The following is a 23,123-nucleotide window of genomic DNA, read 5'->3' as shown; positions in this document are numbered from 1 at the left end:
TCGGCCAAGGCGATACCGGTCACACCGCAGGTGCGCGCCGCGCTCGGACTTCCCCCAGGGGCGAGCTCGCTCTCGCCCGCCGAGATGATCCGGGCGATTCTGCTCGCACCGGTGGATCTGCTGTGGAACGGCGGTATCGGCACGTATGTGAAGGCGTCGACCGAATCCAACGCCGATGCCGGTGACAAGACCAACGATCCGGTCCGCGTCGATGCGAATCGCTTGCGGGCCAAGGTGATCGGCGAGGGCGGCAATCTGGGGCTCACCCCGCTGGGGCGGATCGAATTCTGCCGCCACGGCGGCAAGTGCAATACCGACGCGCTGGACAACTCCGCCGGTGTGGACTGCTCGGACCACGAGGTCAACATCAAGGTGCTGCTCGACGGCCTGGTGACCGGCGGCGAACTGCCCGCGGCCGACCGCGATCGGCTGCTGGCCTCGATGACCGAGGAGGTCTCCGAACTCGTTCTGCGGGACAACATTTCCCAGAACTTCTGCATGGGTCTGTCCCGGAGCGACGCGCGGTCGATGCTAGGGGTGCACCGCAGGCTGATCGCCGACCTCGAGACCCGGCACGGCCTGGACCGTGCGCTCGAGGCGCTGCCCTCGGATGCCGAACTGAGCGAGCGCGCGGTGCTCGGCGAAGGGCTGACCTCACCCGAGATCGCGAATCTTCTCGCGCACGTGAAGCTCTCGATCAAGCAGGAGCTGCTGGCCGGTGATCTGCCGGACAGCGCGGCCTTCGCCGCCCGGCTCCCCGGCTACTTCCCGGAGCCGCTGAGCGTGCGGTTCGGCGCGGCGATCCGCAGGCATCCGCTGCGCCGGGAGATCGTCGCCACGACGGTGGTCAACGAGATGGTCGACTACGGCGGCATCTCCTTCGCGTTCCGGCTGGCCGAGGAGGCCGGGGCCGATGCCGCGGATGCCGTGCGCGCCTTCACCGCGGCGGTGGAGATCTTCGATCTGCACTCGCTGTGGGAGCGCATCCGCACCACGCCGATGCCCGCCGCGGTCCGCGACGAACTGGAATTGGAGACCGAGCGCACCCTCGATCGCGCCTGCCGCTGGCTGCTGGCCCACCGCCCGCAGCCGATCGCGATCGGCGCGGATATCGCGCGATATCGCGAAGGGGTGCGAACACTCGCGGTGCCCGCCTGGCAGCCCGGTCCGCTCGCCGCCGATCTGCTGCGGCGCTCCCGCGGGCCGATCGACCGCGGCGCCCCGCGCGATCTGGCCGAGGAGGTGTATCTGCTCATCCACCGGTTCTCCCTGCTGGACGTGCTCGACATCGCCGACATCACCCAGCGCGACCCGCAGGAGGTCGTGGCCCTCTACTACGCCCTGGACGACCGCTTCGAGATCCAGCGCCTGCTCACCGAGGTCGCCGGACTCGATCGCGGCGACCGCTGGCGCACCCTGGCCCGGCTCGCCGTCCGCGACGATCTGTACGGCTCACTGCGCTCGCTCACGATCGATGTCCTGACCATCACCGAACCCGCCGAGAGCGCCGCGGAGAAGATCGCCTACTGGGAGTCCACCAACCGCCCGCGCCTGGCCCGCGCCCGATCGGCGATGACGGACATCTTCGCCAGCGACAGCAAGGATCTGGCGACCCTCTCCGTCGCCGCCCGCCAGTTCCGCGGCCTCGTCGGCACCGGCGACTCGGGCGCGACCGTCCTGGACTGACCTGGATCGACCTCGGCTGACAACCGGGCCGCGCCCCATCCTGGGTGCGCGGCCCGGTTGGCTGTGTTGCGCGGCCCGGTTGGCTGTGTTGCGCGGCCCGGTTGGCTGCGCTGGACCAGTCCGGTTGGCTGCGCTGTACGGCCCGGTTGGTCGTGTTGCACGAGCCGGTTGGCTGCGCTACGGCACGGTTGGCTGCGCTGTACGGCGTTGCACACGAGCCGGTTGGCTGCGCTGTACGGCTCGGTTGGTTGTGTTGCACGGGCCGGTTGGCTGTGTTGCGCCCGACTCGGTTTGGTTGTGTTGGACGAGCCGGTTGGCTGCGCTGTACGGCTCGGTTGGCTGTGTTGCGCGAGCCGGTTGGTTGCGTCGCGTGGTCTTGCTCGGCCATGCTGCCCGATGCGGTTGGCGCGTTGCACGATGCGGTCGGTCCGGTCGGTCATGCTGCTCGCGCTGGTCGGACCGCTCGACCAGGCCGTACGATCCGGCGGTATCACCGGCTCGGCTGTGGCTTCGGGGGCGCGGGCGGTCAGCGTCCGGTGGCTACGCCGCAGGAGCTGCAGAATTTGGCTGCTGCGGGCAGCTCGTGTCCGCAGGACGTACAGTGTTGTGGCTCAGGGGTTTTCAGATGCTCGCCGCAGTTCGCGCAGAATCGCCCGCCCGCCGGGTTGGGTGTGCTGCAGGCCGGGCAGATGGGCATGGCGGCGGGTTGTGCCGTGGCGGGAGCCGGATGCGCGGTCGTGTGCGGCGCAATTGCGTTGAGGCCCAAGGCCGCACCGAGGAATCCACCGCCCCCGCCCCCGCCCTGGGCCAGCCCGTGGCCCGCGTCGAGCGCCAATTCGCCTGCCGCGTAGCGCTGGAAGTCGCCGGTGAGGCGGATATAGGTCATATCCTTGGCCAGCCGCTTGAGCCGCTCGGCGTCCTCGGGGGCGAGGGTGACGTCGAAGTTGCCCATTCGCGGTATGCGCAGACCGTATTCGTAGAGGGTGGTGTTGGTCTGGCGCAGCACCGCCGATTCGATGGCGTGCAGATGTGCGGGCAACCCCAGAATCGGCCATTCGCGGCCGGAAATCCCCTGTGTGATGGTCACTTTCATGGATTTGAGCAGCAGCTCCGAGCACCAGTTCCGCACCGCGGCGGGATCGGTGAGATCCGTGGTTCCGGCCAGTGCGGTGATCAGCTGCCCGGGTTCGCGCACCGACAGCGCGAATTCGCCGAAGGCGCGCAACGTCACCACCTGCTCGCTGGCCGGGTCGACGATATCGGCCAGCCGCCCGCCGAATTTGACGCCCGGAAACTCCCGGGTGGAGACGAAGTAGAGCTCGGCGCGATAGAAGTTGCCGCCGGTGACCGAGTCGACCAGCGCGCCCAGCACCGGTAGCTCGTCGGCGTCGATCCGGTGCCGTCCGGGCCCCATCGTGGCGACCACCTGCCCGGATTTGACGAACAACGCCATCTCGTCGGCATTGACCACGGCCCGGGAGTAGCGGCGGATACTCACATCCGGCCACTTGTACACCAGCTGGTTCTTGCGGGCCTCGGGTACGGCGATGAACTCCCGATCGAACCACGCCATATCAGAACTCCCTCAGCGAATCAGACCGGACGATGTGCGAAAATGGTTCGCGCACCGAGGATCACGGCCGGGATACCCGGAATCAGCAACAGCCACAGCCAATTTCCCGACAGCACACTCGCGCCGATCGCGCCGAGGATCACGATCGCCGCCAGCACCGCGACCGGAGCCAGCGGGCGAGCGGGCGGTTCGGTCGAGGGCCGGGGCGCCTGGCCCGGCAGATCGGCGAGCAGACCGGCCAACTCGGCCGGGCTGGCGGCGGCCGTGGCGCGCGTGGTGAGCTCCTCGAACTCGGCCGGGGTCAGCCGGCCGACGCTCAGATGATGGGCGAGTTCATGCAGTGCGCGCTCGCGTTCAGCGGTGCTGAGTCGGGCGTACGGCATGTCATCCACAATGAGCAGGATAAGTCCGCGGACCGGTGCCGCCCGCGTGCTCGAATCACCACCGGCGGGAAGTCTCGCGCCCTGACGTGGGCCTAGAGTGCGGCTTCGAATGCCTCGGCGACGACGGGACGCACCCGATCCATCGTCCCCGCACCGGATTCGCGGTGCACCGAGGTCATATCGACCTCGGGCAGGCCGCAGGCCACCGCCCACTGCCAGGGCGCCAGATCGCCGTCGACATTGAGCGCGAAGCCGTGGCTGGTGACCCCCCGGCTCTGGCGCATGCCGATGGAGACGATCTTGCGGCCGGTCGCACTGGTCCACACCCCGGTCAGCAGTTCCGAGCCGGGCGGGGTATCGCGACGTTCGGCCCGGATGCCGAGCTCCCCGAGCGCCTCGATGAGCCGGAACTCCACCTCGCGGATGTAGTCCACCACACCCTCGCCCTGGGCCAGCTTCACGATCAGGTACCCGACGAGCTGGCCGGGCCCGTGATAGGTCAACTGCCCGCCGCGCGTCGTCTCCACCACCGGAATGTGATGCGCCGGATCGGGCAGATGTTCCAGTGGAGTCCGCCGCCCGACGGTGTACACCTGCGGATGACTCAGCAGCCACAACGTATCCGGACGCTCGTCCCGCTGCCGCTGCTCGACCATCTCCGCCATCCGCGCCATGGCCTTGTCGTACTCGACGAGATCATCCTGGATGAGCAGCAACGGCCTGACCTTCATGGTGGATATTCTGCCCCCCGGGTCCGGACCAACCGAATCTGGGCGTGATCAGGCAGCGGCTGCCAGTTGCAAGGCCAGGGTGGCCGCGGCGGGGATCAGGTACAGGATCGGGTAGGGGGTGGTCTTGTAGGAGTGCGCGCGCAAGGTGGTCGCGACCGCGCCGAGGAAGTACAGGATCAGCCCGACGGCTGCGGCGATGCCGAGGACGGGAATGAAAGTCCCGACTATCAGGCCGAGCGCACCCGCACCCTTGGCCAGGGCGAGCCAGTTCCACCAGGATCGCGGCACCCCGTAGTCCACCAGCGAATCGACCACGAACGCCTTGCGCGCGAACAGCGAATAGCTCGAGAACCCGATCCACAGGGCCGCGATCACCGCGACGACGTAATAGGCGATGGTCATGGAATTCGTCTCCTTTCACGGATTCGGTCCGTGTATACGGGGTAGACGAATCGGACGCCGGGAGTGTGACAGGGCGGCGTTGTCGGTGTGACTGAGTACGGTCGGGGGAGACGACGAGATTCCTACGTGGGGACGGAGTTCGAACGATGGCGACGAGTGCCGAGGTTCTGCTCGACGGATACGAACGCGTGCGGGAGGTCGTGCACGAGGCGGTGGACGGGCTCGACGCGGCGGCGTTGAACTTCCGGGTCGATCCGGGCGCCAATTCCATCGCCTGGCTCGTCTGGCATCTGACCAGGGTGCAGGACGATCACATCGCCGATGTGGCCGGGCTCGAGCAGGTCTGGACCGCGCACGGCTGGTTCGACCGGTTCGCCCTGCCGATCGACCCGCGTGCCACGGGTTACGGCGATTCCGCCGACGATGTGGCGCTGATCCAGGCCCCGGCCGAGCTGCTCACCGGCTACTACGACGAGGTCCACGAGCACACGCTGCGCTATGTGCGGGAGCTGACCGATGCGGACCTGTCCCGGGTGGTGGACACCCATTGGAATCCGCCGGTCACCCTCGGTGTGCGGCTGGTCAGCGTGATTTCCGACGATCTACAGCACGCCGGGCAGGCCGCCTACCTGCGCGGGGTTATTGCCCGGACGAGTTAGGCAGCGCCTCGCGCGCGATGCCGAATCCGTTGACCGGGGATGGGTTCGGCACCTTCTGCAGTAGTTCCGGTCCGTGCAGGTGCAGCGCCGCGTCGCCACCCTCGCGGGGCTGTTCCGCGGACAGGGCTGGATCGTCCTCCTCGGCCTCGTGTCCGGTTGCCTCCGCTGGCAAACCCTGCCCGCGGTGCCTGCGGATGTACACCCAGCTGCACAGGACGGCGAGGAAGATGATCGCGACGCCGATCAGGCCCGTGGTGACCTCATCGATGGCATGTCCGGTGGACCACAGCAGGATCACCGCGAGCGCGCCGATGGCCCAGTGCGCACCGTGTTCGAGGTAGACGTAATCCGTCAGGCTGCCCTTGCGCACCAGGTAGACGGTGATCGAGCGGACGAACATCGCGCCGATGAGTCCGAGCCCGAGCGCGATGATGATCGGGTCCGAGGTGATGGCGAACGCGCCGATCACGCCATCGAAGGAGAACGACGCGTCCAGCACCTCCAGGTACAGGAAGCCGAAGAAGGCCGCCCGGCCGGTGGCGACCACGGCACGCGACGGGCCGCTGTGTTCGGTGTCGAACTGCGCGCCGAGACCGTCGACGAGCAGATAGGTCACGATGCCCAGAACACCGGCGACCATCACCACACTGGCCTGACCGTCGGGGACGATCACCCCCGCGACCAGCACCAGCGCGACGAGGGAGACCACGACGGGGAACATCGCGAACCGGCCGAGCCGGGCCAGCGGAACTTCGATCCAAGTCAGCCAGGTGATCTCACGCTTCTGGCAGACGAAGTTGAGGAACAGCAGCAGCAGGAACATCCCGCCGAAGGTGGCGATCTTGGGATTGGCCTGGTTCAACAGGGTTTCGTAGCTGGGCGTCCCGTCGGCGAAGTAGTGCGCGCCGTTCGCCGGTGGGTGCAGCGCCAGATTCAGCGCCTGGATCGGATCGATGTGTGCCCCGATCCCGACCACGACGAGCGGGAACAGCAGCCGCATCCCGAAGACCGCGATCACCACGCCGATCGTCAGGAACATGCGTTGCCAGAACACGCTCATGCGTTGCAGCACACCGGCATTCACCACTGCGTTGTCGAACGACAGGGATACCTCGAGCACGCCGAGCACCGCCGCGGCGACGAGACCCTGCGGGCCGCCGTAGATCAGCGCTGTAACGAGCGCTGCGATAGCGACGATGAACGACGGAGCGAACACTCGCAAAAACATGACGACGCGCCTTTCGTCAGCCCTGGCCTGAGCCCGCGGCGTGCTCATTCGATGGATGACGGCACCAGTGCGGCGATCGTTACCCTGAACACGATTGTGACAGGCCTTGCGCGGGTACGACAATCGCTGACGCTGCCGAAATCGATCTTCGCAGGTGCAACGGGTGCGAAATGCCTTCCCAGCGGAGTGTCGCAGATCGTCCGGATTGTCCGGATCGGTAGCGCGAGAGACGAACTTCACGCCGCGCGCGGGTCTTCAGGCGGGTGTGATCAGCCCCGCCAGATGACGCGGCGAGGGCGACCCCTGCGCGAGCATGGCATCGTGCCAGTCCCGTACCGTCGTGCCCGCCGGACGTGCCGCCGCGATCGCGGAGACCTCGCTGTAGCCGACGAAATAGGTCGACAGCTGGGCCGCGCTCAGCTGCGCGCGCCGCCATTTGCCCGCCGCCTCGCCCTCCTCCTGGAATCCGCGGCGTCGCATCAGATCCATGGCTTCGGCCTCGGACAGGTCGCCGGAGTGCACGCCCTGATCCAGGATCGCGTTGATGGTCATCCGCAGATGGGATTTGAGCCGTTGCAGCCGCACCGGCAGACCGCCGAATCCCCGCTCGGACATCAGCTCTTCGGCGTAGACGGCCCAGCCCTCGATGAAAGTGCCGCTGGCGCACAGTCCGCGCGCGGCGGTGGACCCGCGGAACCGGCGCGCGTGGGCCAACTGCAGATAGTGGCCCGGCATCGCCTCGTGCACGGTGAGATTGCGCATCATGTGGTCGTTGTATTCGCGATAGAACGACGCGACGCGCTCGGGCGTCCAGTCTCGCGGGGTCGGCGAGATAGCGAAAAATGTTGGCGCGCCGTCAATTTCGAGCGCACCGGGTGAGTCGCAGTAGGCCACGGCCACGCCGCGGGCGAATTCCGGCATCTCCTGCACGATCAACGGATCGTCGATCAGCGTCACCAGATCCTGTGCGGTGGTGAAGGTTTCGGCTTCCTCGAGAGCGGTTGTCGCGGTGGCCAGGACGGTCTCGTCGGTGGGGTGTTCGGCGGCCAGGTGGTGCATCGCGGCGCGCACCGTGTCGTCGGTCGGATCGGCGACGCCCAGGAGTTCGCCTGCGGCGCTGCGGATCTCGTCCCGGACGTGATCGAGGTGCCGATGTGCGCGATCGAGTATCTGCGCGGAGCTCAGTTCGGTGTCCAGGGTGTGCCACAGCGTGGCCTCCCAGAGTCGGCGGCCCAGGCGGGGATCGCGCTCGGATCGGTCGAGCAGATCGGTGAGCCAGCCGGTGAATTCGGTGAGCGCGGCCGTTGCCGCCGCCGCGGCCGAGTCGATCCGCGCGCCCGGCACCTGCCCGGCCAGTGCGGGGGTCTGCTCGCGGATCAGCGCGGATACCCCAGCGAACTGCTCGATCGCGGTCTCGACGTGGATTCGCGGGCAGTCCCGCAGCACGGCGCGGGCGGTGGCCAGGGCGTCGGGCAGGGCGGTGAGGCGGGCGGTGAGCAGTTCGAGCCGATGCTCCGGCGGCGCGAACGGCCGTGCCAGCAGCCCGTGCAGCAGCGGTCCCGGATTGTGCACCAGGGGATTCCACTCGTGCTCGCGCAATTCCTCGAGGCCGAAGATCCGCCGGTCCACCTCCTGCTGCAGCAGGGCGTGATCGACCCGGTCCGATGCGCCGAGATCGTCCGCGTCCACCTCGGCCAGGGCGTGCGAGGCCTCGCGCAACATGGCCGTCTGCGCACGCACCGTCTCGGGCGACAGGTCCGGCAGCCGATCGTCGGCCCGGTGGTCGCCGACGTACAGTGCGGTCACCGGATCGGCCTGGAGTATCGCGTCGACGATCCGCCCGGCCCGTGTCACGAAGCTCTCGGTCATGCGCCCACGCTACCGGCAGGGTCCGCGCATACGGTGCATGCGACGGTGATTCAGTACCAGTGATGGGCCTGCCAGAACGCCCACGCGCCGTCCGGGCTGCCGTACCGTTCGCACATGTAGGTGTAGGCCCAGCGGATCTGCGTCGCGGGATTGAACTGCCAGTCCGCGCCGAACGGGGCCATCTTCTGTGGCGGCAGCGCCTGCCCGAGTCCATAGGCGCCCGATCTCGGGTTGATCGCGAAGACATTCCACGAACTCTCGTTGGTGATGACGTTGTCGAAGGAGGGAAACTGGTTGTACGGCACGATCATCCGGGCCAGCGTGCGCGGCGCGAAACCCATCACCGGCATGACCAGGCTCAGGCCCATACCCGTCAGATTCGGTCCCAGGGTCGAGGACCCGGACGACGAGGATCCGGCCGCCGACGATCCGGACGACGAGGATCCCGCCGCGGAGGATCCCGCCGACGCCGATCCGGAGGCCAGGCCCGCCGGAGTCGCGGCCTCGTCGCATATGGTGGCGCAGTCCGCGCGCGCGGGCGCGGGTTGCCAGAGTGTCGCGATGCCGACCGAAGCGATTGCGGCACAGAGCAGTCCGGCGATGATTCTGCCTAATCGAGACGTGCGCTGTTTCGACATTTCTGAGCCTTCCACATCGACCTGCTGTGCTGGCACGTGCGGGTTGCGAAAGGAGCACGATCAGGAAAGCATGAGTTCAGGGCGGTTTCAGGAAAGCTGTCGCACCGTATCCACACTGTTACAAGATCGTTCGCGAAGATACGGCGTGTCCGGTGTGCAGCGCGCGCGGCGCGGATGCCGGGCTGCGGATCAGGACAGGTAACGCGCGAGTTGCGGCATCGCCTCGCGCGGATGATCCGCGGTGATGCCCTCGGCGATCTCGGTGTAGTACCAGCCGTCGTTCGTGCGCAGGAGTATGCCCATGATCATGCCGGTGTGCGGCCCGCGCAGCATCGTCTGCCAGGTGATCTGGGTGCCGGATCGGCGGTCCAGGAGGCGGCAGAATCCGTTGCGGATCTTGTTGAATGTCTGTCCGGTGTAACAGGTTACGAGCAGCGCGACACCGCTGATCCGCGACGGCAGCCGGTTCAGGTCGAGGGTGATGGTCTCGTCGTCGCCGGGGCCGTCGCCGGTGAGATTGTCCGCGTGCAGGCGCACCGCGCCGTCGCTGGACTCGAGCCGCTCGTGGTAGACCGCCTCCACCAGCTGGTCACCGCTGAACAGCAGTGCGGCCGCGTTCAGGTCGATGGCGTCCGGTTGCGAGCCGAACAGCCGCCGCTTCGCCGCATCCCAGCCCAATCCCATCGCGATGTTCTCCAGCGGTGCGCCGTCCGTGGCGCGCAATGGGATCGGCACGACCCACCCCTTCTGCGGGGACTCCCCGCCATCGAACCAATGATGTTGTCCCACTGTAGGTGCCGCTCGCCGGGACGGCCACATCGGCGAGGTCCGGCCCCGCTCGCGAGCCAAAAATACATCTCTCGAGATGTAAATTTTTTCATACCCGGGAAGGGGCGGCGGGTGCGCATCGACCGGCGACGACGTCCGCCGGCGTGATTCGACGGCGGTGTGGCGAGCCGAGAGCCGGTGCGGCGCGGGTGTTCAGCACCGGCTCGTTCAGGAGTGTGAATCGGTTACCCGCTGGTCACCTCGGATGCACACGATGCTCATCTGCCGTAATTCGCGCCGCAATTCCCAGGTGCGAGAGCATGATAGCTTCGGGCGCTCGCCGCCCGCTGTTGGGCTCATGTTTCCGCTGTGTCAATTTCGGTAGTACAGAGCGCGACATAAATCTATTGTGATGTAATTCGTGGGGTGCACCGGCGGCTCGGCAGGGCCTTCCGGCGCACTCGAAATCGGTAGCGTAGGAGTGATGTACGCCGGATGACAGCGATCGAACCCCTGGAGCAGGCCGCCCATCTCGTCGGGCGTCGCACGGAGATGGCGCGGATCGCCGCGCTGATCGACCGGGTTGTGTCCGGTCGCGGCGGCGCCTTCGTGCTGATCGAGGGCGAGGCGGGAATCGGGAAGACCTCGCTGCTGCGCAATGTCGTCGATATGGCGTCGGCGGAGGGGATGCGGGTTCTGCTCGGCGCGGCGACCGAGGCGGACCAGCCGATTCCTGGTGCGGCCATCGGTTCGTACGTGGTGCTGGGCGACCTGCGCGGTGGCGCGACCGGGCCCGCCGGCGCTCTCTCGGATCTGCTGAGCCAGTGGTGCTCGGACGGACCGGTGGCGGTGCTGGTGGACGACATCCACTGGGCCGACGTGGCGAGTCTGTCGGCGCTGCGCTGGCTGAGCGTCGCGGTGGACACCATGCCGATGCTGGTCGTGGCGGCCATGCGTCCCTATCCGCTGGCGCCGGGCCTGCCGCGGCTGCTCTCGGAGTTCGACGCGGTGGGCGCGCGGCGAATGCCGTTGGGGCCGTTGGCCGATGCGGACGTCAACCGGCTGGTCGAACAGTCGCTCGGCGCGCCGCCCGGACCGCAGCTGAACGCCCTGATCGCGGGTGCGGCCGGAAATCCGCTGTATCTCACCGATCTGCTGGACGGACGGGCCTGCGCCGAGCCGGAGGCCGGACTCCCGGACACGCTGTCGGCGACGATCACCCGGCGGCTGGACTTCCTGCCCGAATCGGCCCGGCACACCCTCGAGGTGGCCGCCGCGCTGACCCCGCGCATCGATCCGGTGAAACTGGCTGAGATCCTTCGGGTTTCGCTGATCGACGTGTGGAACGAGATCCGAGCCGCGGTCGAGGCGCGCCTGCTCGTGCACGACGGTGACGAACTGGTCTTCCGGCACGATCTGGTTCGCCGGGCCCTCGCCGAACAGGTGTCCCCGTCGATCCGGGCCACATTGCGCCGGCACGTCGAGGTGGCGGGGCTGCATCTGCTGCGGATCGCGGAGCCTTCCACGAATTCGCAAGCGGTCCAGCAGGTTTCGTCGACGGCCGCAGTGGACCGGGTGGCCGAACTCATCGAGGGCACGGTGGCCGCCGCGGCCGCGGAATCGCTGGTGGAGACCCTGTCGACACCCGGCGACCCGACCACCGTCCTGCTGTTCCGCGGACTCGCCGACGGCGATGCCGACCTGGTCGCCGAGGCCGTGGCGGAATTCGCGCGTTCGGAGCGTCCCCGGTTCGCCGCGCTGGCGGGGGAGAACCTCGCGGAGATGCTGGTTCGCAACGGCCGCAGTGCCGAGGCATGTGCCGCGCTCGAGGCGGCGGTGCGGCGTTACGAGGTCCTGGGCGAGGTACCGGAGACCGCCCGCGCGCAGGCTCGGCTGCGGGAACTGGGTACGGGGCGCGGTGCGCGGGGCCCGCGCCGACGGCCCAAGACCGGATGGGATGCGTTGACCGCGACGGAGGGGAAGGTCGCCGTGCAGGTGGCGGAGGGATGTTCCAATGCCGAGATCGCCGAGAAGATGTTTCTGTCCCGGCGGACCGTGCAGACGCACGTGTCCAACATTCTGTCCAAACTCGGCCTGCGCTCTCGCGTCCAGGTCGCGGTGGCCTACGCGCAGCGTCGGTGAGGAGCGCTCACCGCAAACCGGGGCGTCGGGCGAAGGCGTGATCCAGCAGTTCGGTGAGCGCGCGCGTCACCGCGAGACGGGCTGTCTCGGTGGTGGATTCGAGCCCGGCGTGATGGTGGAACAGCTCTCCCACATGCTGTTCGGCGATCCGATCACAGTCCGCGCGTAATCGATCGATCAGCGCGAGCGCCTCGGTGGAACTGAGTCCGGCGTCGATGAGGCGGGTGGCCGGATCGGCGTGGCGCGGGGCGGCGCGCCGTTGGATCGCGAGCGTTTCCACATCTTCCGGTGCGGGCCCGGCGTCCACCGGGAGGCGCACGATCGGCTGGGGGCGGGTGACCGCTACCGTGGCCCGATCGGACGTTTGTCCGGGGACGCCCAGGACTTCGGCGAGTCCGTCACCGCGGTCCCAGGCCTCGAGCAGTTCACGGATGCCGTTGAGTTTCATCCCGCGGCTGAGCAGGCGGCTGATGGTCTGTAGCCGGTGCAGGTGCGCGGACCCGTAGTAGCCGATGCGACCGCGGAGTTCGGGGGAGGGCAGCAGACCACGTTCGTGATACACCCGCACACTGCGAACGGTGGTGTCCGCCACCCGGGCCAGCTCATCGATCGTGTACTCCGCTTGCACAGCCAGACCCCCTGGGAAAAGCCCAACTCGTCTCTTCTTATATGTACCGCGATACAACGGTTCCATGGTCAACGGTATGTCTCTGGTGACCATAGGTCAATGTACCGTTATTTGACGGCACAATCTATTGCTCTCGGAGTCGTTGTGCGTTAGCGTTCGAGTACGGCGTTTTTCGCCGCTTCCGGGGACCGTAGATCGGCCCCGATGACGTCCCTCCCATGGACACGCCCGTCTCGTGGCGTGCCCTCGGCATCCTCGGAGACGGCTGTGACCACTTTTCATACACCCGCACCCATGGCGGGATCTTCCACATCCTCGGCACTTCCGCCGGCGAGCGCGCGGCGGCCATCCTGTGCGGAGGGGCCCAACGATTGGGATCTGGACGTCGGCACGCCCGAATCGTGGCGTGCCGCCGTGCGGATCTGCCAGGACTGCCCGCTGCTGAGCCAATGCGCGGAATCGGCTCGCACCCTGATCGATCGGGGGATGGGACCGCGTTCGATGATCTGGGCGGGCGTGGCCTACGACGCCGCCGGGCGGGTTATGGAGAATTTGGAGCGCCATCGGATCGCGGCCGCCGATCGCAAGCCCCCGCTGCGGATCATCCGGCACAGCGAGCGCCCCCGGACGGCGGAGCACGCGCCGCAGGTGCCGCGGCGGCACCTCGTACTGGGCCGGGGTTTACGGTCCACCGGCACAGCCTGCGGCTGACCCACTACATTTGCACCGCGAAGTCGGTCTCCGATCCACCGGATCGTCGCTCGCGGCAGCCGAATCCGTCCGTTCACATCGAGGTGACAGTACAGTGTCAACACCCAGCACTATCATTCGAAGTCTGGTCCCGGCGCGAATGGACCGGTTGCCGTGGGCCAGATTTCACTGGCTCATCGTCGTCGGACTCGGGGTGTCCTGGATCCTGGACGGTCTGGAGATCCAGATCGTCTCCAGCATGGGCTCGCTGCTGCAGAACCAGCACACCCTGCACCTGACGCACGGCGAGGTCGGTGCGATGGGCTCGTGGTATCTGGCCGGGCAGGTGGTGGGCGCGCTGTTCTTCGGCCGGATCACCGACAAACTGGGCCGCAAGAAATTGTTCATCCTGACGCTGGCGATCTATCTGATCGGCAGCGGGCTGGCCGGTTTCTCCTGGAATGCCATGTCGCTGTTCATCTTCCGGTTCATCGCGGGCATGGGCATCGGTGGCGAGTACACCGCGATCAACTCCGCGATCGACGAGATCATGCCCTCGCGCTATCGCGGCCGGGTGGATATCGCGATCAACGGAACCTATTGGGGCGGTGCGGCTCTGGGCGCAGCGGCCAGTCTGCTGCTGTACAACGAGCACTACGTGCCCGTCGAATGGGGTTGGCGCATCGGATTCTTCATCGGCCCGGTGCTCGGATTCATCATCATCTTCCTGCGCCGCCAGATCCCGGAGAGCCCGCGGTGGCTGCTGACCCACGGCCGGGCGGTGGAGGCCGAACGCACCGTGGCCGAGATCGAGGAACACGTCCGCAGCAGGGGAGTGGATCTGCCGCCGGTGGACCAGGCCCAGGCGATCGAGATCGTCGAGCGCGATCGGGTGTCCTATCTGCAGATGGCGCGAATCTTCTTCGGGCGCTACCCATCCCGGTCCTTCCTCGGATTCACGATGATGGTGACGCAGGCATTCCTCTACAACGCCATCTTCTTCACCGAGGCGCAGGTCCTGACCCACTTCTATCACGTGTCCGACGATCACACCGGGTACTACTTCTTCCCGTTCGCGATCGGCAACCTGATCGGCCCGATCGTGCTGGGTCCGCTGTTCGACAGCATCGGGCGTCGCAAGATGATATGCGGGACGTATGTGCTCTCCGGTGCGCTGCTCGCCTTGTCCGCCTGGGCATTCCACGCCGGGATCCTGAATGCCGCCACGCAGACCGCCTTCTGGTGCGTCATCTTCTTCTTCGCCTCGGCCGGTGCGTCCTCGGCCTATCTCACGGTGAGCGAGATCTTCCCGCTGGAACTGCGAGGGCAGGCGATCTCGTTCTTCTTCGCCATCTCCCAGGGCGCCGGCGGCGTGCTGGCTCCCTACCTGTTCAGCCTCCTGGTGGGCGGGGCCGACAATCCGAGTATGGACCGGTTGCCGCTGGCGATCGGCTATCTCATCGGTGCGGCGGCGATGATCTTCGGCGGCCTGGTCGCCTGGTTCTTCGGGGTCGATGCCGAGGGGAAGTCGCTGGAGAACATCGCCGAGCCGCTGTCCAAGGCGAATTCGGACGAACTCGGGGAATCCGGCCGAGCGCGGGTCTGAGTGGCAGGTGTCCCGAGCCCGCCCGGGCGCCATAGCTGCTCGACCGGCCAGGGGTTCCCAAAACTGGGATTAATGTGCCGATGTTTGGCGGTACATTAAGTGGCGATATGATTATCGTCACTTGAAAGGCCGTGTCATGACAGCCGTTCACCCGCCCCGGTCGACCGCTCCGTCCGCAGGTCTGCACCACGAGGACACTGGTTACCGCAAGTCGCTGCGGCCCAGGCAGCTACAGATGATCGCCATCGGCGGAGCCATCGGCACCGGACTGTTCCTGGGCTCGGCGGATCGGCTCGAACACGCCGGACCCGGACTGTTCCTGGTGTACGCGGTATGCGGCGTCTTCGTCTTCTTCGTACTGCGGGCCCTCGGTGAGCTGGTCTCGCACCGGCCGTCCTCGGGCTCGTTCGTCTCCTACGCGCGCGAGTTCTACGGGGAGAAGCTGGCTTTCGGCGTCGGCTGGATGTATTTCTTCCACTGGTGCATGACCGGCATCGTCGACATCACGGCCATCGCCACCTATGTGCATTACTGGGGCGCGACCCAGGTCCTGCCGCAGTGGGCGATCGCGCTGGTGGCGCTGGTGATCGTGGTCGCGTTCAACCTGATCTCGGTGCGCTGGTTCGGCGAACTGGAATTCTGGGTCGCGCTGATCAAGGTCGTCGCCCTGGTCGCCTTCCTGGTCGTCGGCTCGATCATCCTCGGCGGCCGGTTCACCATCGGCGGGCAGCAGACCGGATTCGGCCTGCTGGCCGAGAACGGCGGGCTGTTCCCGGTCGGTGTGCTGCCGCTGGTCACCGTGACAACGGGTGTGGTATTCGCTTACGCCGCAGTGGAATTGGTCGGCACCGCGGCCGGTGAGGCGGAACGTCCGGAGCAGGTCATGCCCCGCGCGATCAATACCGTGATCGCGCGGATCGCGCTGTTCTACGTCGGGTCCCTGGTGCTGCTGGGCCTGCTGCTGCCCTACGGCGATTTCGTGGGCGGCCAGAGTCCGTTCGTGACCTTCTTCGCCCGGCTCGGCGTACACGGCGCGGGCACCATCATGAATCTCGTCGTGCTGACCGCGGGTTTCTCCAGCCTGAACGCCGGGCTGTATTCGACCGGCCGCATTCTGCGCTCGATGTCGGTGAACGGCAGTGCGCCGGCCCTGGGTGCGCGGATGTCCGGTTCGGGCGTGCCCTATGTCGGGATTCTCGCCACCGGCGCGATCGCGCTGATCGGGGTGGGCTTGAACGCCGTGGTACCGGACAGGGCGTTCGAGATCGTGCTGAACATGTCGGCGCTGGGCACCATCACCGCGTGGTCGGTGATCGTGGCATGTCAACTGCGCCTGTGGTGGTGGAGTCGCAAGGGTTTGGCACAGCGTCCGGCGTTCCGGCTGCCGGGTGCGCCGTGGACCGGCGTCCTGACGCTGGTGTTCCTGTTCAGCGTGGTCGTGCTGATGGCGGTCAGCGACGACGTCGTGCAGCGCGGCGCGGTCATCGCGGTCGTGGTGGTGATGCTGCCGGTGCTGACGGCCGGATGGCTGCTGGCGCGCCGGCGGGCCGCCGACGTCGCCGCGACCTGGCGTGCGGTCAGCGCGCAGTCGCCGCACCTGCCCGAACCGCCTGCGCCCGAACCGGATTCGCAGGAGCTGACCGTGGACGTGGTCGTCGAGTCCGACCGGGCCTGAGCCTCGCGCGGACCGGGCGGAACGCCCGGCAAGCATATTCCCACCGGAGGGAACAACTCCTCCACGACGATATCGATGGCGGACCAGAATGAGAGCCCGACTCACCAATGGGTACGAAAGGTTCCCATGCCCGAGCACTCCGAGGCGCCCGACCAACCGCTGCCGCACCCGTGGGCCAATCGGCGCATGCGCGGAAGCGAGCTGCCGGGGCGCTCGACCGCTCATCCGTGGTCCACTCGGGGCCCGGCCGCGCCCGAGGGCCGGATGCCGAATCCGGTTTTCTCGGAACAGTTTTCGGCACAGCGCGCCCGGCCGGTGGCGCGTCGGCGCGACGAGGCCGAATTCGAGCTCGAACTGCTGGCCGAATCAGATTCGGCCGCGGTCGAATCCGATGCCGACACCGGCCGCGGATCGGGCCGCAGCGCTCGATCCCGGCCCAGCGTGCGCAAGTTGGGTGGTGGGCTGGTGGAGATGCCCAAGGTGACTCCACTCGATCCGCGTGCCGCGGTGCTGACCGACCCCGAAGTGCACGAGGTCAAGCGATTCTGCTGGAAGTGCGATGCGCCCGTCGGCCGCCGGACCGAAGAGGGCCCCGGTGAGATCAGCGGCACCTGCGCGGCCTGCGGATCACCGTTCAACTTCCGGCCCACGCTGGTGCCCGGCGAACTGGTCGCCGGGCAGTACGAGGTCCAGGGCTGCCTGGCGCACGGCGGCCTGGGCTGGGTGTACCTGGCCGTGGACCGCAACGTCAGTGACCGCTGGGTGGTGCTCAAGGGTCTGCAGAATCCGCTCGACTTCGAGGCGCACGTGGTGGCGCTGGCCGAGCGGCAGTTCCTGTCGGAGATGGCCTATCCGGGCATCGTCAAGATCCACAACTTCGTCAAGCACGCCTCCGCGGGCCGCGATATCGCGGCCGGATACATCGTCATGGAGTACGTCGGCGGGCGGTCGCTCAAGAAGATGCTCGATGTTCTTGCGCCGCAGCGGATTCCGGTGGCCGAGGGGATCGCGTATCTGATGGAGGTGCTGCCCGCGCTGGACTACCTGCATTCGTTCGGCCTGGCCTACAACGACCTCAAACCCGACAACATCATGGTCAGCGAGGACGAGGTCAAACTCATCGACCTCGGCGCGGTCGCCGCCCTCGATTCCTACGGAAGCATCTACGGCACACCGGGATACCAGGCGCCGGAGATCACCGAGACCGGGCCCACCGTGGCCGCGGACCTGTATTCGGCCGGCCGGACCCTGGCCGCGCTGATCCTGGATCTGCCGCTCGAACGCGACGGCAACCTGGCTCCGGTCATCCCATCGCCGGAACAGGAACCGCTGCTGCGGCGGTATCCGGGGTTGCACCGATTGCTCTGCCGGGCAACCGATCCCGACCCCCGACGACGTTTCCCCTCGGCCTATGCGATGTACTGCCAGCTGGTCGGCGTGCTGCGGATGGTGCTGGCCGTGGACAGCGGCCGCGAGCATCCCCAGGCATCGGCCGAATTCGCTTCCATACTGGGCGATTTCGGGATCGACACGCTCATCGGCCAGACCGACCGGGTGATCGACGGCACCCAGCGCATGCCCACGGTCGATGTGGCCGATGTGGTCGCCGCGCTTCCGGCGCCACTGATCGACACCGAGGATCCCAGCGCCGAACTGCTGCTGCCGCTGCTGCGCGGTGACCCGCATCAGGTCCTGGATGCGTTGCGGCGCACCAGCGCTCGCATCGCGGCCGGGGTCGTTGCCGAACCGGAATCCTTCGAACTCGAGGGTGCGCTGGCCGCGGCGCAGGCCCACCTCGAGCTCGGTGACGTGGTCCAGGCTCGCGCGCTGCTGGACGAGTTGACGCCCCGGCACGCCGGCGATTGGCGCATCGAATGGCATCTGGGCGTCGCCGCGCTGCTGGACGGCGATTTCGAGCTGGGCTACCGGCATTTCGACACCGTGCACTCGATGGTGCCCGGTGAGATCGCCCCGCCGCTGGCGCTGGCCGCCGCGGCGGAACTGATGTTGCAGCACCTCGACGAACCGGGTGATCCCGACCGTCTGCACGATGCGGCGATGGAGCACTACCGCACGGTGTGGCGCACCAATCACGGCGTGGTCAGCGCCGCGTTCGGATTGGCCAGGCGGCTGGCCGCGGACGGTGATCTGCTCGAGGCCGTCGCGGTGCTGGACGAGGTGCCCGCCGCCTCACGGCATCACGCCATCGCGCAGATGACCGGTTCGTTGCTGCTGGTCTCGCGGCCGACCGCCGAGATCACCGAGAGCGATCTGGCCACCGCGGCCGCGCGCCTGTCGGCCCTGCCCGACGACCCGCGGACCCTGCAGTTGAAGGTGATCGTGGTGGGTGCGGCGGTGGAGTGGCTGCGCGCCGGCGCCCAGCCCGCGCGGCTGGAGCGCATCCTCGGATTTCCGGTCACGCCGACGGGCCTGCGCCAGGGGCTGGAATCGAGTCTGCGCGCGCTGGCCCAGATCGCGCCCGACCGCTGGCACCGGTATCGGCTGATCGACCTGGCCAACCAGGTCCGCCCGCGCAGCTGGTGGTGAGCCTTCGTCGGCGGCGATACCCACCGGCGAAGATACGCACGGCTATTTAGTTGTGGTTTCCTTTATGTATGGCGAGTGTGGAGTACACGATCGATGAGCTCGCGCGTGCGGCGGGGACGACGGTGCGCAGCCTTCGCGTGTACCACGAACGCGGCGTGCTTCCCTCACCGGAGGTCCGCGGCAGAACGGGGTTCTACGGGCCCGAACATCTGAACCGGGTGGCCACCATCAGCCGGTTGCTGGATCGCGGGATCAAGCTCAACGGGATCCGTGAGCTGCTCGAGGCGTGGGATCGCGGGGACGACCTCGGTGACATCCTGGGCGTGATGGAATCGGACGTATCGCCGGAGACCGAACCGTCGTCCGATGACACGATCGCCGCCACCGAACTCGCCGAGCGGTACAGCAACGTCCCGCACGGGCTGGCCCGCGTGGTCGGCCTGGGGTTGTACGAGCCGGTGGACGCCGCGACCTATCGGGTGGCCGATGCGAAGCTGGTGCGGGTGGTCGAGCAGCTGACCGGCGTCGGTTTGCCCGCCGAGGAGATTCTCGCCGACCTGGAGAAGATGCGCACCGACTGCGATCGCATCGCGCGGCGGGTGGTCGAGCTGTTCCAGCGCACCGCGTGGGCGCGGTATCAGGAGTCCGAGCACGCCCCGGATGATCTGGCGCACTTGACCGAACAGCTCACCGCGACCCGGTCGGTCGCCGTGCAGACCGCCACCGAGCTGGTCGAGCGTTCCATCGCCAAATATCTGGACGGCGATACCGAACTGACCGAGGTGCTCGCCGAGGGCTGAGCCCGGCAGCGTCGCCGATCGCGGATCGTGCCCCGCGAGTCGGGACGCTTATCTCATGCCGCTTCCCGGTTTCCCGGTGCTGGCAAGAGTGCGAGTTTAATGTGCCGTTGTTCAGCGGTACATTGAATACGTGATAAGCACTGCTCGTGAGATCGACGTCGCCGGGCAGCCCTTCTTATAAGACGTCGATGGACGGTACGAAGATGAATGTCTCGAAGCTCAACGGTGTTCAACGGAATCCTTTCGGTTCGCGGTTCCTGACCTGCGTCGCGGTGGCGGTCGCGGTGTCGATCGGTTCGGCGGGCCTGGCCGGCGCGGCTCCCGGATCGGGTGGCGGTCACGGCAACGGTGGTGGCGGGCACTCGGGTCCGGCCGGCACGTCCCACTCCGGCGTGAACTCACCGGGGTCGCACAACAGCGGGACGTCCAGCGATCACTCGGGTTCGTCCTACTCGTCTCCCTCCGACTCGTCGCTGTCGCATTCGGCCCCCTCGTACTCCGGGCCCTCGCATTCGGCTCCCTCGTATTCGCTTCCCTCGCATTCGCTCCCGGGCGCGACCGGGCCCTCGCATTCGGCTCCCTCGCACTCCGCGCCCTCGTATGCGCTCCCGAACATCACGGTGCCGCACCACTCGAATCCCAACTCCTCGACGCCCAACCCGAGCGAGAATTCGGCCCCGGCCGCCGATCTGCAGCGGTCCCTCCCGGTTGCGCCGGTCCCGTCGCCCGGCGCGGCCTTCAATCAGTGGCTGCGGGACGGCGGGATGCTCTGGAACATGTTCGTCCCGCCGGTGAAGGTCGATCCGCAGAACAATGTGGCGCCCAACGGCGGCCACGGATTCTGTGACGCCACCCGCCCGCAGTGCGGCTGACGTCCGGAAATGTTTCCCGCGACTGGGAATCGGCTGTGTATGTGCCGACGGCGTTGACGATACGGTGTCGGCAACATAGTTTCGATTTCAACAGTTGACCATGGGTCGCACGCGCACTGCGCCGGTGCCCCCATAACTGGCGTCTTGCCTGTTCGGTCATGTGCGGGCTGTGAATCCTTCTGCGCGGAAATATTTTCCCGTCTACGTATCTTGGCGGATGTTTCCGCGATCACCGCGGAGTTGCATGCTTGACATGGGTTCGTTTGAAGTGCCGCGCAACAACCCGTGGCTGACGGTGGAGATGTTGGCGCCCGAAGGCATGTCGGCCGCGTCGGTCGGCGGACAGCCGCGGGAGTTCGCCGGTTGGCAGCGAGTCGTGCAGCGACTGCTGGCGAAGATGCCCTCGGCATACGGCCTGTCCACCGCGAGTGCCTGCGAGGCCCTCTCGGCCGCGTCCCGCGACGCGGTCGAGGTGGATCTGCGCATGGTCACCGACGCCGGTCCGCACCGGATGCTCGCCCGTCCGGTGCTCGGCCCCGCGGGTGACGTGCACGCGGTGCGGTTGTGGATCGGGCCGGTCGGGGCGCGGGTGCCGGTTCCGGCTCCCGCGGTCGGCGGGATCTGGGATCTGGCCTCGCAGACGATCCGGCTGCCCGCCGGGGTGACCGAACTGGCCGGGATGCCGCCGGAGCACTACGCGCCGGCCATGTCGATCGCTGAGCTGTTCCATCGCTGGACCGGTTTCGACCGGCACGCCGAGGTGCTGGATCTGCTCTACGATCCGAATCCGGGCGCGAGCCTGCAATTCGATGTGACAGTCGGGATTTCGGGCCGCTGGCTGATCTCCATGCGGGCCCGCGACGACCTGCGCACCCGTGGCGCGTGGCTGCTGATCGAGGACGCCGGACCGGTCGATCCCCATGCGCAGGCGACGACGCTGGAACGGGTCGCTCTGCGCGAGGCGCATCGTCGCGCGGGGACGCATCTGGGCGTGCTGCAGGTGGAGCACGCGAGCATCTCGCACTGGCTGACCGATCCCGCGCCCTGGGTGCGCTGGGACAACCTGGCCTCCCCGGTCGAGGTGTTCCATCCGGACGATCGCGCACAACTTGCGGATATGGCCGAACGGCTGCGCTCCGGCGCTGCCGCGACGGTGACGCTGCGGGTGCTGAACCATTGCGGCGGTTACACTCCCGCGGCGCTGTCGCTGTATCCCTATCCCGGGTATTCGGCCCGGCATCTGGCGATCGCCGAATTCGTGCGCGTCGCGGTCCCCGAGGATTCGGCGCCGGTCAAACCCCGCATGGTGGTGGAACGGTCACGGTGTCGCACGACGCTCGCTGAGGAGGTCGGGGCAGCGTGGCATCGCATCCCCTGACGTGAATCGTGTTCTCATTCATGGTGATGGATGATCGCACGAGGTTAGAGGCGCATTTGCGGAGATGTATCATCGGCAACTATGAATGTCGCCGAGCTACACCGGCTGGTTCGCGTCCTGCGTGAGATCGCGTCGAGCGCGACCGTGTGCTCCGGTGATCGGCGGATGTCGGCCGGGATGGTGACGATCGTGCAGGACGTCACCGCCCATCCGGACTCGGCCATCGGCGATATCGCGGAACGGACCGGTCTGGCCCAGAGCTTCGTCTCGAAAACGGTTGTGCGCCTGCGAGAACAGGGTGTGTTCGAGGTTTCCCAGGACGCCCGCGACGGCCGCCGCACCCTGGTCGCCGTCCGGCCCGGCAGCGCGGCGCGCAAGCAGGTGCCCGATACCTCCAGGTCGATCGAGGAGGGCGTGCGCGTGGTCCTGCCGAATGTCACCGAGGCGCAGATGAACCGAATCCTGCTGGGGCTGAGCGTGCTTGCCGACGAGATTCTCGGTGACCGCAGGCCCGAGCCGCAGGCCCCGGGCCGCCGGCCGCGGAACTGATTCCGTGGCTTCGCACGTCGCGGGTATTACCGAACCTCTTGCGGCCGAGTGCCGTTGGCCTGACTGACCGCGATCTGCACGCGCGAGGTGAAATCGAGCTTGGCCAGAATGCTCGACACATGCGTCTGCACCGTCCGCCGGGACAGCAGCATCTGCGCGGCGATCTGGGAGTTGGACAAACCCTCGGTGACGAAATCGGCGACCCGCCGTTCGGTGGGAGTCAGTGCGGCCCAACCGGATTTCGGGCGGTTGCGCGGGCCGCGGCGGCCGTGCCGCAGGCCCAGGCCGCGCAGCCGGGC

21 protein-coding genes are annotated in these 23,123 nt (G+C 67.5%); 11 read left to right on the top strand and 10 right to left on the bottom strand.

Annotated elements, in window-relative coordinates; translation table 11 throughout:
- On the top strand, window positions 1-1,686 hold a 1,686-nt coding region (locus NM2_RS44670), incomplete at its 5' end, for an NAD-glutamate dehydrogenase domain-containing protein (protein ID WP_174575756.1).
- Between the two features lie 526 nt (window positions 1,687-2,212).
- Here the strand turns inward: NM2_RS44670 and NM2_RS44665 are convergent.
- The 4 genes from NM2_RS44665 to NM2_RS44650 all read right to left on the bottom strand — a co-directional run bounded on the left by NM2_RS44665 (window position 2,213) and on the right by NM2_RS44650 (window position 4,775).
- Window positions 2,213-3,259, bottom strand: a complete 1,047-nt coding sequence (locus NM2_RS44665) for an SPFH domain-containing protein (RefSeq protein WP_067683247.1) — start codon at window positions 3,257-3,259, stop codon at window positions 2,213-2,215.
- Between the two features lie 20 nt (window positions 3,260-3,279).
- Complete coding sequence (locus NM2_RS44660; RefSeq protein ID WP_084532282.1) at window positions 3,280-3,642, bottom strand: DUF1707 SHOCT-like domain-containing protein; 363 nt, start codon at window positions 3,640-3,642, stop codon at window positions 3,280-3,282.
- A gap of 92 nt (window positions 3,643-3,734) precedes the next feature.
- Window positions 3,735-4,373 (bottom strand): lipoyl(octanoyl) transferase LipB, encoded by a 639-nt coding sequence (lipB, locus tag NM2_RS44655; protein ID WP_067683242.1) that lies wholly within the window; start codon window positions 4,371-4,373, stop codon window positions 3,735-3,737.
- Between the two features lie 48 nt (window positions 4,374-4,421).
- Window positions 4,422-4,775 carry a DoxX family protein gene (locus tag NM2_RS44650; protein WP_067683240.1) on the bottom strand — a complete coding sequence of 118 codons (354 nt, stop codon included), beginning with the start codon at window positions 4,773-4,775 and terminating at the stop codon, window positions 4,422-4,424.
- 146 nt (window positions 4,776-4,921) lie between these two features.
- On the opposite strand from NM2_RS44650, the gene NM2_RS44645 reads away from it, so the two are divergent.
- Window positions 4,922-5,434: a mycothiol transferase gene (locus tag NM2_RS44645; RefSeq protein WP_067683237.1), complete on the top strand. Its 513-nt coding sequence runs from the start codon at window positions 4,922-4,924 to the stop codon at window positions 5,432-5,434.
- Here the strand turns inward: NM2_RS44645 and NM2_RS44640 are convergent.
- From NM2_RS44640 to NM2_RS44625, 4 genes are all read right to left on the bottom strand, one after another.
- Window positions 5,415-6,662, bottom strand: coding sequence for a DUF475 domain-containing protein (locus NM2_RS44640; RefSeq protein WP_084532280.1), 1,248 nt, complete (start codon window positions 6,660-6,662; stop codon window positions 5,415-5,417). The genes NM2_RS44645 and NM2_RS44640 overlap by 20 nt on opposite strands.
- Window positions 6,663-6,917: 255 nt before the next feature.
- Window positions 6,918-8,531, bottom strand: coding sequence for a DUF885 domain-containing protein (locus NM2_RS44635; RefSeq protein ID WP_067683235.1), 1,614 nt, complete (start codon window positions 8,529-8,531; stop codon window positions 6,918-6,920).
- Window positions 8,532-8,581: 50 nt separating this feature from the next.
- On the bottom strand, window positions 8,582-9,169 hold the full coding sequence (locus tag NM2_RS44630; protein ID WP_067683234.1) for an aggregation-promoting factor C-terminal-like domain-containing protein: 588 nt from the start codon (window positions 9,167-9,169) through the stop codon (window positions 8,582-8,584).
- Between the two features lie 189 nt (window positions 9,170-9,358).
- On the bottom strand, window positions 9,359-9,904 hold the full coding sequence (locus NM2_RS44625) for a TerD family protein (RefSeq protein WP_169816359.1): 546 nt from the start codon (window positions 9,902-9,904) through the stop codon (window positions 9,359-9,361).
- A 528-nt stretch (window positions 9,905-10,432) separates the two neighbouring features.
- Here NM2_RS44625 and NM2_RS44620 point away from each other — a divergent pair.
- On the top strand, window positions 10,433-12,079 hold the full coding sequence (locus NM2_RS44620; RefSeq protein WP_067683233.1) for a helix-turn-helix transcriptional regulator: 1,647 nt from the start codon (window positions 10,433-10,435) through the stop codon (window positions 12,077-12,079).
- 7 nt (window positions 12,080-12,086) lie between these two features.
- On the opposite strand, the gene NM2_RS44615 is transcribed toward NM2_RS44620, so the two are convergent.
- The gene (locus tag NM2_RS44615) at window positions 12,087-12,707 is read right to left on the bottom strand and encodes a MerR family transcriptional regulator (RefSeq protein ID WP_245718549.1); all 621 of its coding nucleotides are present in this window, start codon (window positions 12,705-12,707) and stop codon (window positions 12,087-12,089) included.
- Window positions 12,708-13,001: 294 nt separating this feature from the next.
- On the opposite strand from NM2_RS44615, the gene NM2_RS44610 reads away from it, so the two are divergent.
- The 8 genes from NM2_RS44610 (at window position 13,002) to NM2_RS44575 (ending at window position 22,824) form a co-directional block, all read left to right on the top strand.
- Window positions 13,002-13,418 carry a hypothetical protein gene (locus tag NM2_RS44610; protein ID WP_067683231.1) on the top strand — a complete coding sequence of 139 codons (417 nt, stop codon included), beginning with the start codon at window positions 13,002-13,004 and terminating at the stop codon, window positions 13,416-13,418.
- Between the two features lie 94 nt (window positions 13,419-13,512).
- Window positions 13,513-15,003 (top strand): MFS transporter, encoded by a 1,491-nt coding sequence (locus tag NM2_RS44605; RefSeq protein WP_245718548.1) that lies wholly within the window; start codon window positions 13,513-13,515, stop codon window positions 15,001-15,003.
- Between the two features lie 136 nt (window positions 15,004-15,139).
- Window positions 15,140-16,678: an amino acid permease gene (locus NM2_RS44600; RefSeq protein WP_067683225.1), complete on the top strand. Its 1,539-nt coding sequence runs from the start codon at window positions 15,140-15,142 to the stop codon at window positions 16,676-16,678.
- Window positions 16,679-16,804: 126 nt separating this feature from the next.
- Window positions 16,805-19,225 carry a serine/threonine-protein kinase gene (locus tag NM2_RS44595; RefSeq protein WP_067683223.1) on the top strand — a complete coding sequence of 807 codons (2,421 nt, stop codon included), beginning with the start codon at window positions 16,805-16,807 and terminating at the stop codon, window positions 19,223-19,225.
- Window positions 19,226-19,293: 68 nt separating this feature from the next.
- Window positions 19,294-20,025: a MerR family transcriptional regulator gene (locus tag NM2_RS44590; protein WP_067683221.1), complete on the top strand. Its 732-nt coding sequence runs from the start codon at window positions 19,294-19,296 to the stop codon at window positions 20,023-20,025.
- A 203-nt stretch (window positions 20,026-20,228) separates the two neighbouring features.
- On the top strand, window positions 20,229-20,897 hold the full coding sequence (locus NM2_RS44585) for a hypothetical protein (RefSeq protein WP_157121896.1): 669 nt from the start codon (window positions 20,229-20,231) through the stop codon (window positions 20,895-20,897).
- A gap of 253 nt (window positions 20,898-21,150) precedes the next feature.
- Entirely contained in the window at window positions 21,151-22,275 is a 1,125-nt protein-coding gene (locus NM2_RS44580; protein WP_067683218.1) for a GAF domain-containing protein, read from the top strand.
- 81 nt (window positions 22,276-22,356) lie between these two features.
- A complete protein-coding gene (locus tag NM2_RS44575; RefSeq protein ID WP_067683216.1) occupies window positions 22,357-22,824 on the top strand; it encodes a winged helix DNA-binding protein in 468 nt (155 codons plus the stop codon).
- Window positions 22,825-22,850: 26 nt separating this feature from the next.
- Here the strand turns inward: NM2_RS44575 and NM2_RS44570 are convergent.
- Window positions 22,851-23,123, bottom strand: a 273-nt coding sequence (locus NM2_RS44570; RefSeq protein WP_157121893.1) for a helix-turn-helix domain-containing protein, incomplete at its 5' end; no start/stop codon positions are given.

Source organism: Nocardia miyunensis NBRC 108239 (genome assembly GCF_001613065.1).
Lineage (GTDB): Bacteria > Actinomycetota > Actinomycetes > Mycobacteriales > Mycobacteriaceae > Nocardia > Nocardia miyunensis.
Note: the sequence above shows the minus strand (reverse complement) of the source record. Positions and strands in the feature narration are given on the sequence as shown.

Coding starts and splice junctions, on each gene's coding strand:
- lipB (WP_067683242.1), bottom strand. CDS start 4,373: ATGAAGGTCAGGCCGTTGCTGCTCATCCAGGATGATCTCGTCGAGTAC.
- NM2_RS44645 (WP_067683237.1), top strand. CDS start 4,922: ATGGCGACGAGTGCCGAGGTTCTGCTCGACGGATACGAACGCGTGCGG.
- NM2_RS44665 (WP_067683247.1), bottom strand. CDS start 3,259: ATGGCGTGGTTCGATCGGGAGTTCATCGCCGTACCCGAGGCCCGCAAG.
- NM2_RS44600 (WP_067683225.1), top strand. CDS start 15,140: ATGACAGCCGTTCACCCGCCCCGGTCGACCGCTCCGTCCGCAGGTCTG.
- NM2_RS44585 (WP_157121896.1), top strand. CDS start 20,229: ATGAATGTCTCGAAGCTCAACGGTGTTCAACGGAATCCTTTCGGTTCG.
- NM2_RS44580 (WP_067683218.1), top strand. CDS start 21,151: ATGGGTTCGTTTGAAGTGCCGCGCAACAACCCGTGGCTGACGGTGGAG.
- NM2_RS44575 (WP_067683216.1), top strand. CDS start 22,357: ATGAATGTCGCCGAGCTACACCGGCTGGTTCGCGTCCTGCGTGAGATC.
- NM2_RS44610 (WP_067683231.1), top strand. CDS start 13,002: ATGGCGGGATCTTCCACATCCTCGGCACTTCCGCCGGCGAGCGCGCGG.
- NM2_RS44630 (WP_067683234.1), bottom strand. CDS start 9,169: ATGTCGAAACAGCGCACGTCTCGATTAGGCAGAATCATCGCCGGACTG.
- NM2_RS44660 (WP_084532282.1), bottom strand. CDS start 3,642: ATGCCGTACGCCCGACTCAGCACCGCTGAACGCGAGCGCGCACTGCAT.
- NM2_RS44650 (WP_067683240.1), bottom strand. CDS start 4,775: ATGACCATCGCCTATTACGTCGTCGCGGTGATCGCGGCCCTGTGGATC.
- NM2_RS44590 (WP_067683221.1), top strand. CDS start 19,294: ATGGCGAGTGTGGAGTACACGATCGATGAGCTCGCGCGTGCGGCGGGG.
- NM2_RS44620 (WP_067683233.1), top strand. CDS start 10,433: ATGACAGCGATCGAACCCCTGGAGCAGGCCGCCCATCTCGTCGGGCGT.
- NM2_RS44595 (WP_067683223.1), top strand. CDS start 16,805: ATGCCCGAGCACTCCGAGGCGCCCGACCAACCGCTGCCGCACCCGTGG.
- NM2_RS44640 (WP_084532280.1), bottom strand. CDS start 6,662: ATGTTTTTGCGAGTGTTCGCTCCGTCGTTCATCGTCGCTATCGCAGCG.
- NM2_RS44635 (WP_067683235.1), bottom strand. CDS start 8,531: ATGACCGAGAGCTTCGTGACACGGGCCGGGCGGATCGTCGACGCGATA.